The sequence below is a fragment of the Thauera butanivorans genome (assembly GCF_048398245.1).
Lineage (GTDB): Bacteria > Pseudomonadota > Gammaproteobacteria > Burkholderiales > Rhodocyclaceae > Thauera > Thauera butanivorans.
Genome location: NZ_CP183038.1, coordinates 4,613,134 through 4,628,781, shown reverse-complemented (window position 1 = coordinate 4,628,781; position 15,648 = coordinate 4,613,134). Strand labels below are relative to the sequence as shown.

The 15,648-nt window shown below is 61.6% G+C and carries 8 protein-coding genes; 7 read left to right on the top strand and 1 reads right to left on the bottom strand.

Annotated features, from left to right (window positions below; translation table 11 throughout):
• Window positions 1-9: 9 nt before the first annotated feature.
• Window positions 10-1,236 carry an ISL3 family transposase gene (locus ACNQFN_RS22350; protein WP_418647565.1) on the bottom strand — a complete coding sequence of 409 codons (1,227 nt, stop codon included), beginning with the start codon at window positions 1,234-1,236 and terminating at the stop codon, window positions 10-12.
• Between the two features lie 262 nt (window positions 1,237-1,498).
• On the opposite strand from ACNQFN_RS22350, the gene ACNQFN_RS22345 reads away from it, so the two are divergent.
• Genes ACNQFN_RS22345 through ACNQFN_RS22315 form a run of 7 tightly spaced genes read left to right on the top strand, consistent with a single transcriptional unit; the run spans window position 1,499 to window position 15,648 of the window.
• Window positions 1,499-2,569 carry a hypothetical protein gene (locus tag ACNQFN_RS22345; protein ID WP_418647607.1) on the top strand — a complete coding sequence of 357 codons (1,071 nt, stop codon included), beginning with the start codon at window positions 1,499-1,501 and terminating at the stop codon, window positions 2,567-2,569.
• 24 nt (window positions 2,570-2,593) lie between these two features.
• Window positions 2,594-3,205, top strand: a complete 612-nt coding sequence (locus ACNQFN_RS22340; RefSeq protein ID WP_418647606.1) for a hypothetical protein — start codon at window positions 2,594-2,596, stop codon at window positions 3,203-3,205.
• Entirely contained in the window at window positions 3,202-3,720 is a 519-nt protein-coding gene (locus ACNQFN_RS22335) for a hypothetical protein (protein ID WP_418647605.1), read from the top strand. The genes ACNQFN_RS22340 and ACNQFN_RS22335 overlap by 4 nt, the downstream gene beginning before the upstream one ends.
• Before the next feature lie 3 nt (window positions 3,721-3,723).
• Window positions 3,724-4,410 carry a hypothetical protein gene (locus tag ACNQFN_RS22330; protein WP_418647604.1) on the top strand — a complete coding sequence of 229 codons (687 nt, stop codon included), beginning with the start codon at window positions 3,724-3,726 and terminating at the stop codon, window positions 4,408-4,410.
• A complete protein-coding gene (locus tag ACNQFN_RS22325) occupies window positions 4,392-4,931 on the top strand; it encodes a hypothetical protein (protein WP_418647603.1) in 540 nt (179 codons plus the stop codon). The genes ACNQFN_RS22330 and ACNQFN_RS22325 overlap by 19 nt, the downstream gene beginning before the upstream one ends.
• A 2-nt stretch (window positions 4,932-4,933) precedes the next feature.
• Window positions 4,934-13,441, top strand: a complete 8,508-nt coding sequence (locus ACNQFN_RS22320) for a calcium-binding protein (RefSeq protein ID WP_418647602.1) — start codon at window positions 4,934-4,936, stop codon at window positions 13,439-13,441.
• Window positions 13,442-13,467: 26 nt separating this feature from the next.
• The gene (locus ACNQFN_RS22315; RefSeq protein WP_418647601.1) at window positions 13,468-15,648 is read left to right on the top strand and encodes a type I secretion system permease/ATPase; all 2,181 of its coding nucleotides are present in this window, start codon (window positions 13,468-13,470) and stop codon (window positions 15,646-15,648) included.

The following is a 15,648-nucleotide window of genomic DNA, read 5'->3' as shown; positions in this document are numbered from 1 at the left end:
CCGAGTGGGTCAGGTTGCATGCTGATTGAGTTTTCCGAAGTCCAGCTTGCCGGCGAGCAGGAACACCATTGTGCGAATGGTAGAGAAGCTGGCGTAGCCACGCGCCTTGCGCTTGGCCGCTTGGAACAGGCCGTTGATGGCCTCAAGGAAGCCGTTGGTCTGGCGGGTGCGAGTCCAGGCGACGATGCCCTCAAGGTGTTTGCGGATCATCTTGGCCACCGCCTTCATTGGCTCGACCTTGGAGCGCATGACGTTGACAGTCCATTGCCAGAGCATGTCGCGCACGACATTGACCTGCTTGCGGTTGAGGATCTCGCGCAGTTGCTCCTTGTAGAGCCAGGCCCGCGCGGTGCGCTTGGTGGCCACTTGGGCAACCAACGCATCAAGGTCAGCTTTTGCAGCGGGCGCGAGTGCATCGCGGTCCCTCAGCAGCTTCCAGCGCAGCCCCTTGAGCGAGGGGTCGGTACGTTGCTCGATGCGGCGCATCTTGTCGACGGCGGCGCTGGCGTGGGCGATAACGTGAAACTTGTCGAAGGTGATGGTGGCGTTGGGCAGGTTGGCGGTCACGCCTTTGATGAAGGCCGGCGACATGTCGATCGAGATCGATTCGATCGCCAGCGCGTTACCGCCATGGTCCTTCAGATCCTCAGCGAACGCTGCGATCGTGGCCGCATCGCGCCCCTCGGTGACGAAGAGCACGCGTCGAGCGTCGGCATCGGCCACCAGAGTGATGTAGTCATGGCCGCGGGCGCGCGAGGTCTCATCCGCGGCCAGGCGCTTGACCTCGGAGAAGTCGGCCTGAGCCAGTGCCAGAGCCACGTAGCGCTTGCAGATCGCGGCCACGCGGTGCCAGGACAAGCCCACGACACGCGCGACCGCCGCGAAGGGCATCTCACGTGCGAGCGTCAGGATCAGCGCCTCGAACAGCAGCGTGAAGCCGGCGAGCTTGCCGGCCCAGTCGGGTTCGACCTGACGGATGCCGCCGTCTGGAAGACGCACACGCGGCACGCGTACCTCAAGATAGCACTCATGCTGGAAGAAGTTCAGGTGCCGGTAGCGCTTGGCGACCGTGTCATGCGCCGGATGCGCTCCGGCCACGCCCGACACCTCGAAGCGGCTGCCCGCAACGAAGTCCACCGAGATCGTCAGTACCTTCTTGGCGGCGTCGAAATCGACCCCGGCCACGCGCCATGGATCGGTGATGCCCAGTGCGGCCTCGAACAACTTTGCATGCATAACGTGTCAGATCTACAGAGAGTCAAAAAACCGGCGACGGTACTGCACTGCGTCCGAAGCACACCCCGCCGCACTTGTCTCCATGGCTGGATGCCCAACTGCGCTGCATCCAGCCATGGACCAGCGTACCGCCGGCCCCTTGGCGTCAAGGGTTCGCTACGCCGGGCTGCGCCCGCCCTTGACCCCAACGGCCCGGCAACCCGAATCGTGCATCACCCACTCAAAATTCAAAAGAGGCAGTTAATTAATACTGGATAATAAAATGACTGCGATCAAAGATGCCTACATTAACGCCCTCTTTGCTGATTCAGTATATATTACCGGTTTTATTGATGGAATGAGTCCAGCAGGTCTGAAGACAATTCAGCAGCAACGCATGACTCCTACCCAGGCCCAATTTATTGCCGACCATTTCAGCGTTGTTTCCACTATCAACACTCCTGATGATTTTGGCGAAGGTTCGGGTTTTGATGCTGTTGTCTGGCGCGGTAACGACGGTACAGATTATGCTGAAAAGATTTATGTCTCCATGCGGGGAACGGAAGGAATAAACGACTTCCTTGCCGACATCGACTTGGCCGTCAACACCGCAGCCAGTGCCCAGTATGAAGACATGATCAACTGGTGGCTGCGGATCAGCACGCCAGTAGGGCAGATGGCCCCGCAGGTCAGCCGCGTAGGCATTGGTGCCGCCTTTGTCGCGGCTCCGCCCGTGGCGGGCACCGGCGAAGTGGCCGGAGTCACGCAGGTGCAAGTCAATGGCCATTCGCTCGGTGGTCATCTGGCCAGCGCCTTTGCCCGCATTTTCGGCAATACACTTGTCATCGACGGCGTCAGCACTTTCAACAGCGCCGGCTTCATCGCCAACAGCGAAGCCGTCTTCGGCTCCCTGGCACAAGCGTTGGGTACCGGCCCCACTCAATATCGCAGTGCCGCACAAACCAACTACTTCGCCCGAAACGGCATCAACGTCACCACCAACAGCTTCTACTTCAATCAGATCGGCCAGCGCCAGGACATCTTCAACGAACAGAGCGGCCCCCTCGCCACCCACGAAAACCACTCCATGTACAAGCTCACCGATACGCTGGCCCTGGGCAATGCCCTGAGCCAGATCGCGCCGGAGCTGAGCTTGGAGACCTTCAACGAGATTCTCGAAGCGGCCAGCGCAACCCCCGCCGCTTCGCTCGAAAGCCTGCTTGACGCCTTGCGCCGGTTGACCACGGGCGATTCCCCATCGCCCACGCCTGTGGGCGATGCCAGCGACAGCGCAGCCAGCCGTGTTGCCTACCACCAGAACCTCCTCTTTTGGGTGGATAGCACTGCCTTCTAGGCGCTTGCCCAAAGCGGAACAACAGTGCATTCCCTTGTTGGCCAAAACCCCGCCGCATTGGCCCTGCTGGCCGGCACCGACAGCCCCGAAGGCATCGCCACCCGCTACGCGCTGAAAGAACTCATCCCCTTCGCCATCGTGGGCGTCGACTACGGCAACTTGCACAACCAGGATGGCGCACTCGACCTCTACGATCCCGAAACGGGCGAGGGGGAACTCTCCGAACAATGGATCAGGGACCGCGCCGCGATGCTGGCCGGCGTGCTCGCGGCTCAGACCGCCGACAGCGGCGAAGGCAAGACCCTCGAAGGCAGCACCACGGTCTTTCCCGCGCCCTACTTCGAGGACAAGGCCAGCGGCCTCATCCTGCGCCACTACAATGCCGCCGGCGGCAGCTACGACGGCAGTCCACGCTATCTTTTCGGGGGCGACGGGGCTGACATCCTCGAAGGCACCGACCACAACGGCGGCACGCTCACCATCGACGGACTGCTCGCCCGCGATCTGGACAACGACGGCAGGATCGGCAGCGGGCAGGAACTGTTGCAAACGCTGGCCGCCGCCGGCATCACTTCCATCGCCACAGCCTACGACACCCGCACCGACCTAAACAGGGCATGGAGGCTGTCGGCATGACAAAAACAATGCGACTGCGGTACCGATTTTGCCGCGCCGCCCAATCTGGTGCGATCAAACCATGGATGCTGATTGTTCTGCTCCTTGCTCTCGCTCCGCTATTGACGCTGGGTTTCTATGAAGGACGCAAAGCATACTTGGATGCAAAAGTCATGGAAATGTGTGCGAAGGATGGGGGTGTCAAAGTTTACGAAACCGTGAAGTTGCCCCCTGAGAAATTCAACGAATGGGGGCAGCCCGCGTTTCGGATTCCGCCAAAGAAAAACCTCAGATCGAGCGATGGGTATTACTACGAGTGGGATATCAGCTACTACCGGAAGGGTAACCCGGAGCTTTCTCGCTACCACTTCAAATTGTTCCGCAGCCAGGACTCCAAATTGCTTGGAGAGTCGATTTCTTATGGGCGCGGCGGAGGTGATCTTCCGAGCCCAGCACATGGTTCGTCGTTCAGTTGCCCAGATGATGCCGATATCACAGCACTTGAAACCAGAGTTTTTATTTTGACTAAGGAGTGAAAAATGGATACGCATGAGATTTTTCGTCAAGCAGAGCTTGCGTTGGCATCGTACTCTATTCTGTCTCCTGGCAAACCCAATGTCGCGAATCTGACTGACCGAGGTTTCGGCCTATCGCAGGAGCAAGCCGAAGCATTCTCCGATACCTACACCGTTGTCACCCAATACACCGACACACTCGCCGAAGGTGGATTGGGGACGAGTTTCAGCGCGACGGTATTCAAGGATGCTGGCGGCAATTTAACCCTGGCGATCCGCGGCACGGCGGAGCTGACCGGCACGCCGAACGATCTGAGCACCGATGGCGATATTGCATTGAATGGGGCGGGCTACGATCAGATCGTTGCGATGGTGAACTGGTGGCAGCGAGCCACGACGCCGACGAACCAAACTGCAATTCAATACAAGATCGTCCCAGGACCTCTCGACCCTCACGACGGATTCCAGTTCGGCATCCTGTGGCTGAAGATCGAAGCGCCGGTTGCCGGCACTGGAGAACTGGTGAGCGCCTTGGCCGATGATCCCGACCACAAGCTCGATGTCACCGGCCACAGCCTGGGCGGCCATCTGGCCATGGCCTTCAGCACCTTGTTTCCGGGCCACGCTGGCTCGGTTGACTACCAGGGTTTTGTCCTGGATAGCAGGGAGGCACGGACGGCTGCAAATGGTGCATGGATGGCGTCAGCATGACAAAGGTAATGCGATTGCGGCACCAATTTCGCCGCGCCGCCCAATCTGGCGCGATCAAACCATGGATGCTGGTTGTTCTGCTCCTTGCTCTCGCTCCGCTATTGACACTGGGCTTCTATGAAGGACGCAAGGCATATTGGGATGCGAAGGTCAGAGAAATGTGTGCGAAAGATGGCGGCATCAAGGTTTATGAAACCGTGAGGTTGCCACCCGAGAAATTTAACGAATGGGGGCAGCCGAATTTCTTCCGGCCAGATCAGGGGGAAGACGCGCTCGGGGTGGATTACGTATTCAAGAAGCAAGCTGCGTACTACCGGCGGGGTAACCCTGAAATGTGGAGGGCACACATACAGGTTATTCGCCGGATCGACGAAAAAACCCTCGGTGAATCGACTAGCTACTCTCGCCGAGGTGGAGACTTACCAGGACCCGTACATGATTCATCTTTTGGCTGCCCTGAAGAGCGCGGTGACATTCCTCTCCTAATGCGGATTTTTAAACAGAAACCTGATAGGAAATGAACATGACGAATATTGCACAATGCCTCAGTTCTGCTGAATTGGCCCTCGCGGCATATGCTTCACTCTCCCAAGGCAGCCCGAATACGGAGCATCTCAAAGAGGCAGGGCTATCCAACAAGCAAGCCGAACTGTTTGCCAGTAACTACACCGTTGTCACCCAATACACCGACACACTCGCCGAAGGTGGATTGGGGACGAGTTTCAGCGCGACGGTATTCAAGGATGCTGGCGGCAATTTAACCCTGGCGATCCGCGGCACGGCGGAGCTGACCGGCACGCCGAACGATCTGAGCACCGATGGCGATATTGCAGTGAACGGGGCGGGCTACGATCAGATCGTTGCGATGGTGAACTGGTGGCAGCGAGCCACGACGCCGACGAACCAAACTGCAATTCAATACAAGATCGTCCCCGGGCCTCTCGACCCTCACGACGGATTCCAGTTCGGCATCCTGTGGCTGAAGATCGAAGCGCCGGTTGCCGGCACTGGAGAACTGGTGAGCGCCTTGGCCGATGATCCCGACCACAAGCTCGCCGTCACCGGCCACAGCCTGGGCGGCCATCTGGCCATGGCCTTCAGCACCTTGTTTCCGGGCCATGCTGGCCTGGTCACCGTTTTCAACGCCCCCGGCTTCACCTCGTCTTCTGCGAATCAGGACTTCTTCGCCGCCCTGGGCGGCACGGTACCCACCGGTGGCGACATCACCAACGTCATCGCCGACGAAGCAGCCATCGGCAGCCCGCCGTGGAGCGCCATTGCCGGCCTGCACAGCCGACCGGGAACGCCAGTCGATGTCGCCATCGAAGCGCAATTCAACTCCGACGAATCCGCTCCCCCGGCTGCCTTCAACCACAGCCAGCAGACCCTGACCGACAGTCTCGCCGTGTATGCGTTGTTGGCCGATCTCGATCCTGCGCTCTCCGCCGATGCCTACAAGAGCATCCTCAACGCCGCAGTGAGCGGCACCGCCGCCGGCTTGGAACGGATCGTCGATGCCGTCGAACGGGTGCTCGGTCTCGGCGACACGCCTCTACCCGTCGGCAACGGCAACCGGGATGCGCTCCACCAAGCCATTGCTGCGATCAACACGACGATCGAGCAACGCAATCTGGCTGGCATGCTGAAAATCATTCCCCTCGCCGGCATGGCCACGACAGGTCTTGCCGCCGCAGCCACCGGTCCCGACGCCCTGGCCTACCGCTACGCGTTGAAGGAGCTGAACCCGTTTGCTCTGCTGGACGCGGACTACAGCCAGCACAACCCGGCGGGTGAACTCGACCTCTACGACCCGGCGACCGGTAGCGGGCAGCTCACCGACGAATGGCTTGCCGACCGGGCTGCGCTGCTCGTTGCGCTCAACCAGGCGAGGACAACAGACCTTGTTGCCACGGGAGGGGTTTTCCATGTCGATCCGACGGGTAACGACAGTGTGCGCTACACCGATGTCGATGCCGGCCTGTCGGTGAAAGTCGGCCAGACCACGCTCGACCCGCAGCGCATCGTTTTCGGGGGTGAAGGCAGCGACCCCGACCTCAAGGGCGGCGACCTGGACGACCGCCTCTATGGCGGGGCGGGCGACGACACGCTCAACGGCAAGGACGGCAGGGATCGTCTCGAAGGCGGCAAGGGCAACGATGCCCTGCAAGGCGGCAAAGGCGACGACAGCCTTTACGGCGGCGCCGGCAACGACACTCTCCTGGGCGACGAGGGCAAGGACTATCTCATCGGCGGCGAAGGCGCCGACCGCCTCGAAGGCGGCGCCGGCTACGATACCTACAAGGCCGACAGCCAGGACCGCATCCTGGACAGCGATGGCAAGGGCATGGTTCTGCTGGGCAACACCGCACTGCTGGGCGGCACCCGTTCCAGCGACGACCCCGAGGATACCTACAGCGGCGGGGGCCACACCTACGTGCTCAACGGCGGCACGCTCACCATCGACGGCGGCCTCGTCATCGAACAGTTCACCAACGGTGATCTGCGGATCAACCTGCGCACCAGCGATGATCCGCCACCCGAAAAAGAAACCCCCGACCTCGAACCCGCCGAGCGCAACGCCTCGCCCATCATCCTCGACCTCGATGGCGACGGCATCGAAACCAACCCGCTTGCCGGCCAATACTATGACCTCGACGGCGACGGCCTGGCCGAGCGCACCGGCTGGGTGCGCGCCGACGACGGACTGCTCGCCCGCGATCTGGACAACGACGGCAGGATCGGCAGCGGGCAGGAACTGTTCGGCAACCACACCCTGCTCAAGAACGGCGAGCGCGCGGCCAACGGCTTCGAAGCGCTGGCCGAACTGGACGACAACCTCAACCCGGACGGCACCGTGGGCGACGGCAGGATCGACGCCAACGACGTCGCCTACGGCGAACTGCGCGTATGGCGCGATCTGAACCAGAACGGCGTGAGCGATGCGGGCGAACTGCAAACGCTGGCCGCCGCCGGCGTCGCTTCCATCGCCACGGCCTACGACACCAGCGCCTACACGGATGCCCACGGCCACCAGCACCGCCAGATCGGTACCTTCGAGCGCACCGACGGCACTTTGGGCGCGGCCGTGGATGTCTGGTTCAAGATCGACGCCGCGCGGCGCCAGAACACCGGCACCATCGAACTCGGCCCGGACATCGTTTTTCTGCCCAATGCCGAAGGCTTCGGCAAGGTCCACGATCTGCACCAGGCGATGGTGCTGGACCCCTCGCTCAAGGACTACCTTGCCCGCTACACGCAGGCGGTCATCGACCCCGCCGCCACGGAAGCCGAACGCGGGGCGCGCCTGGACGAACTGATCTACCGCTGGAGCGGTGTCGAAAACATCGATCCGCGCGCGCGCGACTTCGGTGGCACCCATCATTTGATCGACGCCCGGCAGCTCGGCGCGCTCGAAGCGCTTGCCGGGCGGCCCTACCTCGGCGTGCGCGGCCCCAACCCCTACATCAACGCCTCGGCCATCCTGCGCAACGAATACCTCGAATTCAAACGCTACACCGCCGCGCAGATCCTCGCGCAGACGAAACATGCCGACGATTTCGACGGTATCTTGCTATCGCACCTGAGTTCGGACCCTCCGTTCATCGCCATGGACTGGACGTCGCTGCAAGATAGGCTCCAAGCGTTGCATGGCGCCAACGAGTTCGGGCGCATGGTCGAGCTTATCGCCGTGCTCAACGACCTGGGCATCTACGACCCCGCCTACCGCGCGGAAAGAACCGCCGCCTTCGCCGCCATCGGTGCGGCCGATGCAACGCTGCTGCCCTACCTGGATCTGTCCGTGCGCGTTGGCAGTGCCGGCAACGACACGCTCAACGGCGTAGCCGGCGGCAACCTTTTCCATGGCGGTGGCGGCGACGATCGCCTCAACGGCAAAAGCGGTGACGACAGCTATCGCTTCGCCCTCGGTGATGGCAACGACATCATCTCGGATTCCGGTGGCTACGATCAGATCCTGTTCGGCGCCGGCATCACCGAAGCCAGCCTTTCCTTCAGCCGCGGCGACACTTGGGCGCGTATCGACGTCCGCGACGCCGCGGGCGACCCCGCCGGCTCGATCCTCATCGATAGGTTCTTTGGCAGCGGCGGTGAACTGCACAACGGCACCATCGAACAGATCCGCTTTACCGACGGCACCACGCTCACGCAGACGCATATCCTCGAACGTATCGCCGCCAGCACCATCAGCGACGGTAACGACAGCGTTTACGGCAGTCTTGCGCACGACGTCATCGATGCGCGCGCCGGCAACGACAGCATCTACGGTTATGCCGGCAACGACATGCTCGCCGGGGGCGAAGGCAATGACAAACTGTACGGCGGAGATGGCGACGACACGCTCGAAGGCGGCACGGGCAACGACACCCTTTTCGGCGGCAGGGGCGACGATATCTACCGCTTTGCTCCCGGCCATGGCAATGACGTCATCGACAACAATGGCAATGCCCCCGGCGCCAAGACCGACCGCATCGAATTCGGCCCCGGCATCGATGCGCAGGCCACTACGCTGAAACGCGAGGGCAGCGACCTGCTGATCGTCACCTCCGCCACCGACAGCGTGCGGGTTTTGGGCTACTTCGCCGCCGATCAGACAGGCGGGCGGGCCGTCGAACAAATCGTCTTCGAGGGCGGCCCGACCTGGCACATCGACGACGTCAAGCGCAGCGTGCTCATTCCAACGGCCGGCGACGACAGCATCACGGGTTACGCTGGCGGCGATCTGCTCGAAGGGCTCGAAGGCAACGACCGTCTTTGGGGTGATGACGGCGACGATACCCTCATCGGGGGTGCCGGCAACGACACCTTGAGTGGCGGCAAGGGCAGCGATATCTACCGCTTCGATCCTGGCCATGGCAGGGACATCATCGACAACAACGCGGATACGCAGCCCGGCAAGATCGACCGCATCGAATTCGGCCCCGGCATCGACGCAGCCGTGGTGAGCGTCGGGCGAGTTAACAATGACTTGCTGCTCACGACTTCGGAAAACGACAGCGTGCGCGTCATCAACTACTTTCCCGGTGAATTCAGTTCCTATTCCAAGGCCACCATCGAGCAAATCGCCTTCACCGGCGGCCCGACCTGGACCTTCGACGACATCAGGGCGCTGCTGCCGCTGCCCGGCGCGGGCAATGACACTTTCTACGGCTACAGCGGTAACGACACCGTTGACGGACAGGGTGGCAACGATACCCTCTACGGCTACGGCGGCGACGACATCCTTGCCGGCGGCGACGGCGACGACCGCCTGTACGGCAGCAAGGGCAACGACCGGCTCGACGGTGGAGACGGTGCCGATGCGCTATACGGCGAAGACGGCGACGACAGCCTAGATGGCGGCGGAGGCGACGACACCCTCGAAGGTGGATTGGGCGACGATACGCTTTCCGGTGGCGCGGGCAACGATATTCTGCGCGGCGGCATGGGCGACGACATTTACCTCTTCGATGCTGCATCGGGCGTGGATCACATCTACGATACCGGCGGCAACGATACCCTGCGCTTTGCCACGGGGATCACTCCCGAGCAGGTCATCCTCTACCGCTCGAATGACAATCTGGTCATCGGCATGGTTGACGTGCCATCGCTCCAGATCACCGTTCCCGGGTACTTCACGGAAAGTGCCAATCGGATCGAACGCATTGTGTTCGCCGGCACGGAATGGAACGCCGACGACATCGAGGCCCGGCTGTTCAACGGTGATGCCGATACGCTGGTCGGCACCGCGGGGGACGATCTGTTCGTCGTCGATTCGACCGGGGATGTCGTCATCGAGGCGCCTGGCGGCGGTATCGATACGATCGAAACCTTCCTCTCCCGCAGGCTCGACGACAACGTCGAAAACCTCACCCTCACCGGTCACTTCCCCTCCCGAGGCACGGGCAACGGACTGGACAACGTGATTCGCGGCAATGTCGCCGACAACGTTCTCGATGGCATGGGGGGTATCGACACCCTCATTGGCGGTGCCGGCAACGACACCTATTTCGCCGAGGTCTGGGACGTCATCGAAGAACAAGCCGGCGAAGGGATCGACACTGTCCACACCTCTCTCAAGCAGGGCTGGCACAACTACATCCTGGCCCCCAACGTCGAAAACGTCACGATGAGCGGCGACACCCCGCCCATCAGCTACGACTACCTCTACACCATCACCGGCAACGAACTGGACAACATCATCACCGCCTCTCCCAACGCCTATCCTCGCAGCATCTACGATGGCGGCGCGGGCGCGGACACGATGATCAGCCAGCAAGGCGGCATCTTCCACGTCGACAATCCCGGCGACCGCATCGTGAACGGGGTCACCGCCATGGGCATCCCCATTGGCACCTCCTGGGTCATCGCCACGCTCGACTGGACTCTGGGCGACACGCTCGATCATCTCGAGCTGAAAGCCGGCTCCGCTGCCGTCAACGCCACCGGCAACGCGCGCGACAATGAACTCAAGGGCAACCAGAACGACAACGTTCTCGTCGGGCTCGACGGCAACGACACCTTCAATGGTTATCTTGGCGCGGACCGCTACATCGGCGGGCGTGGGGACGACACCTACTACGTCAATAGCGGACACTATTCCATCTCATACTCGTCGGCACCCCCTTACATCATCCAGGAAGCTGATGCCGTCATCGAAGACAGCATCATCGAGCTGGCCGGCGAAGGCACCGATACCGTCATTTCCACCTTCGACTATACGCTCGGCGCCAACCTGGAAAACCTCACGCTGGACTCATATAAATACGCTTCCGATTCGAGCACAAACGTCCGCCGCCACGCCCGGATCGGCATCGGCAACGCCTTGAACAACGTCATTAGAGGCAACGACGGTGCCAACATTCTCGACGGGCGCGCGGGCGCGGACACCCTGATCGGCGGCAACGGCGACGACATCTACTATGTGGACGACCCTGGCGACGTTATCCAGGAGAACGGCAAAGGCCTCTATGCTCCCGACACCGACACCGTCATCAGCACGATCGCATACACTCTTGGCGCCAATCTTGAAAACCTGACGCTGATCGGTACCGAGGGCGTCGAAGGGCGTGGCAATGCTCTGAACAACCGTCTAGATGCCAGCCAGAATGCGGTGACCGATACGTTGGTGGGTGGCCTGGGCGACGATACTTATGTGGTGGATGAGGGGGATATCGTCGTCGAACTGGCCGATGAGGGCATCGACACCGTCGAAGGTCCCGGCGACATCGACCTCAACACGGCGCGCTACGCCAATATCGAAAACCTCGCCCTCCTGGGCAGCGTGGGTGCCACCGGTACCGGTACTGCCGGAGCCAACGTGCTCGATGGTTCCCGCAACATGGTGGCCGATACGCTCATCGGTGGTGCAGGCAATGATATCTACCGAGTCGGTGCGGGCGACACCATCATTGAAGCTGTTGACGGTGGCTTGGACATCGTTGAAATATTCCTCACCCCTGGTACCACCGAAATCTACCGGCTTGGCGAGCATGTCGAAAACGCCACCATCGGCGATAGCACAGGCTACAGCGGTGGTTACGAGCACTGGGGCGTCGTCGGCAACATCCAGGACAATCAGCTCACCGGCAACTGGGGCGACAACTTCCTCGACGGCGGCGGTGGCGCGGATACCCTGATCGGCTGGGGTGGGTCCGACACCTACGTCATCGACAGCGCCGACGATTTCATCGTCGAGGAGGATGGTTACGGCGACACCGACACCGTCATCACCCACCTCGACGACTACACGCTGCACGCCGGCGTGGAAAACCTCATCCTCGCCGACGGCGTGACCACCGGCACCGGCAACGCCAAGGCCAACCTCATCACCGGCAATGCCGGCAACAACGTACTCGACGGCGGCGCCGGCAACGATACCCTCGAAGGCGGCGCGGGCGACGACATTCTGGATGGCGGTGTGGGCAACGATACGCTGATTGGGGGCACTGGCGACGACATTTACCTTATCAACAGCGGCTCCGACCAGGTCATCGAAAATGCTGGCGAGGGCAACGACACCGTCAAGAGCAGCGTCGCCCACACCCTGAAGGACAACGTCGAAAACCTCATTCTGCTCGGTACCGCCAAAATCGCCGGCACCGGCAACGCGCTGGACAACGTCCTGGACGGTAGCCAGAACGGAGCCGCCAACACCCTCAAGGGGCTGGCCGGCGACGACATCTACATCGTCGGTGTGGGCGACGTCGTCAGCGAAAGCGCCGGGCAGGGCACCGACACGGTCTATTCCGGCCTTGCCGCCTACACCCTGACCAGCAACGTGGAAAACCTCGTCCTCGTGGGCGAGGCCATCACCGGCACGGGCAACGGCAGTGCCAACACGCTCACGGGCAACGCACTCGACAACATCCTCGACGGCAAAGCGGGGGCGGACATCCTGATCGGCGGCGCGGGCGACGACACCTACTACATCGACAACGCCAACGACCGCGTCATCGAATTGGCCGGGGAAGGCATCGACACCGTCCACGCCAGAGTCACCCACATCCTCGACGAGCACGTCGAACACCTCATTCTCGCCGGCTCCAGCGCCATCCACGGCACCGGTAACGAACTGGCCAACCGCATCACGGGCAACAATGCGGCCAACACGCTCGACGGTGGGGAGGGCAATGACACGCTCATGGGCGGCCTGGGCAAGGACACGTATCTGTTCGGACGCAATGGCGGAATGGATACGATCATCGAGGACGACGCTACCGCGGGGGTGACCGATCTGCTCAGGTTCGGGGCCGACATCGCCGCCAATCAGATCTGGCTGCGCCAGGTCGGCATGGACTTGGAGCTGAGTCTGATCGGCACCGGCGACAGCGTGACGATCCAGGACTGGTACGCAGGCCAACGGCACCACGTCGAGCAATTCAAGAGCGGAGACGGCAAGACGCTGCTCGACAGCAAGGTGGATAGCCTGGTGCAGGCGATGGCGGCGTTTTCGCCACCGGCGGCTGGACAGACCACGTTGCCACCGGATTACCACAGTGCGTTGAACGCAGTGATCGTGGCCAATTGGAAGTAGGAAGAAACCTATCCGTGCCGACACTGATGAACAGCGTTTCCGAACCAATCGCCACCGGCTCCGACCCCGGCACCTTGGAGAACCCCGTTCCCCCGCTCGACAGCGGGCTTGCCTGTCTCGTATTGATGGCCCGGCTGCATGGCGTCGCGGCCGATCCGGACCAGCTTGCGCATGAGTTTGCCGTGGCCGGCAAACCTTTTTCCACCCAGGATATTCTGCTCGCCTCGCGAACGCTGCAGTTGCAGGCCAAGGTGGTCAAGACTGAGCCTGGACGGTTGAACAAGACGCCGTTACCGGCCATTGCGGTTGAGCACGGCACGAACGGCGAGGTGGAGTTCTTTCTGCTCGCCCGTGCAGACGGCGAGCAAGTCCTGATCCAGTCGCCCGCCACCGGGCGGCCTGAAGCGCTGCCGCTTGCCGCGCTGTGCGAGCGCTGGACGGGAGAGCTGATCCTTTTCACGTCGCGTGCGTCTCTGGCCGGTGAAATGGCCCGTTTCGACTTCACGTGGTTCATTCCGGCCATCGTCAAATACCGCAAGCTGCTTGGCGAGGTTCTGCTGGTGTCTTTCGCGTTGCAGTTCTTTGCGCTGATTACGCCGTTGTTCTTCCAGGTGGTGATGGACAAAGTGCTGGTGCATCGCGGTTTTACGACGCTGGATGTGATCGCCATCGGGCTGACCGTGGTCGTCTTGTTCGAGGTTGTGCTCGGCGCGTTGCGTACCTATGTTTTTGCGCACACCACGAGCCGTATCGACGTCGAACTGGGCGCACGGCTGTTCCGCCACCTGCTCGCGTTGCCGCTGGCGTATTTCCAGGCCCGGCGCGTGGGCGATTCGGTGGCGCGGGTACGCGAACTGGAGAACATCCGCTCTTTTCTGACCGGCAACGCGGTTACGCTGGTGCTGGATCTGTTCTTTTCAGTGGTGTTCATCGCGGTGATGTTTTTCTACAGCGGGTGGCTGACGCTGATCGTGGTGGTTTCGCTGCCTTGCTACGCGTTGCTGTCGGCTGCTTTCACACCGATGCTGCGCGCGCGTTTGCATGAAAAATTCAACCGTGGCGCGGAAAACCAGGCTTTTCTGGTGGAGACGATCAGCGGTATCGATACGGTCAAGTCGATGGCCGTGGAGCCGCACTGGACGCGCAAGTGGGATAATCAGCTCGCCGCCTATGTGTCGGCCGGTTTTCGCACCGCCACCATCGGCACGCTGGCCAACGGCGGCGTCACGCTCATCTCCAAGCTCGTTACGGTGGCAACCATGTACGTGGGCGCGCGGCTCGTCATCGACGGGCGTCTCAGCGTCGGGCAACTCATCGCCTTCAACATGCTTGCGGGACAGGTCGCCCAGCCGGTCATGCGCCTGGCACAGTTGTGGACTGATTTCCAGCAGACCGGTATTTCGATCCAGCGCCTGGGCGACATTCTCAATACCCGCACCGAGATTGCCGGCGCCAAGAGCGCGCTGCCACCGCTTGCGGGGCGGGTGGCGCTGGATGGGGTGAGTTTCCGATATCGCCCGGATGGCCCGGAAATCCTCAAGAACGTTTCGCTCGACGTCGCATCCGGCGAAATCATTGGCTTGGTAGGGCGTTCCGGCTCTGGCAAGAGCACGTTGACCAAGCTCGTGCAGCGCTTGTACGTGCCAGAACGCGGTCGCGTACTCGTCGACGGCATGGATCTGGCGCTGGCCGATGCGAATTCATTGCGTCGCCAAATTGGCGTGGTGTTGCAGGAAAACGTACTGTTCAACCGTTCGGTACGCGACAACATCGCACTGGCAGATCCTGGTGCGCCGCTTGAATCGGTGATACGCGCGGCCAGGCTCGCCGGTGCCCATGAGTTCATCCTCGAACTGCCAGAAGGTTATGACACCATGGTGGGGGAGCATGGTTCGACGCTCTCGGGCGGGCAGCGCCAGCGCATCGCCATTGCCCGCGCGCTGATGACCAATCCGCGCATTCTGATTCTCGATGAGGCGACCAGCGCGCTCGATTACGAAAGCGAACGCATCATCCAGAACAATATGCAGGCCATCTGCCAGAACCGTACTGTCATCATCATCGCCCACCGGCTGTCGGCGGTGCGCAACGCCCATCGCATCGTCGTGCTCGATCGCGGGCAGATCGTCGAAACCGGCAGTCATGCTGAACTGCTACGCGATGAGGCGGGGCATTACTCGCGGTTGTACCGGCTGCAGCAGGGGTGA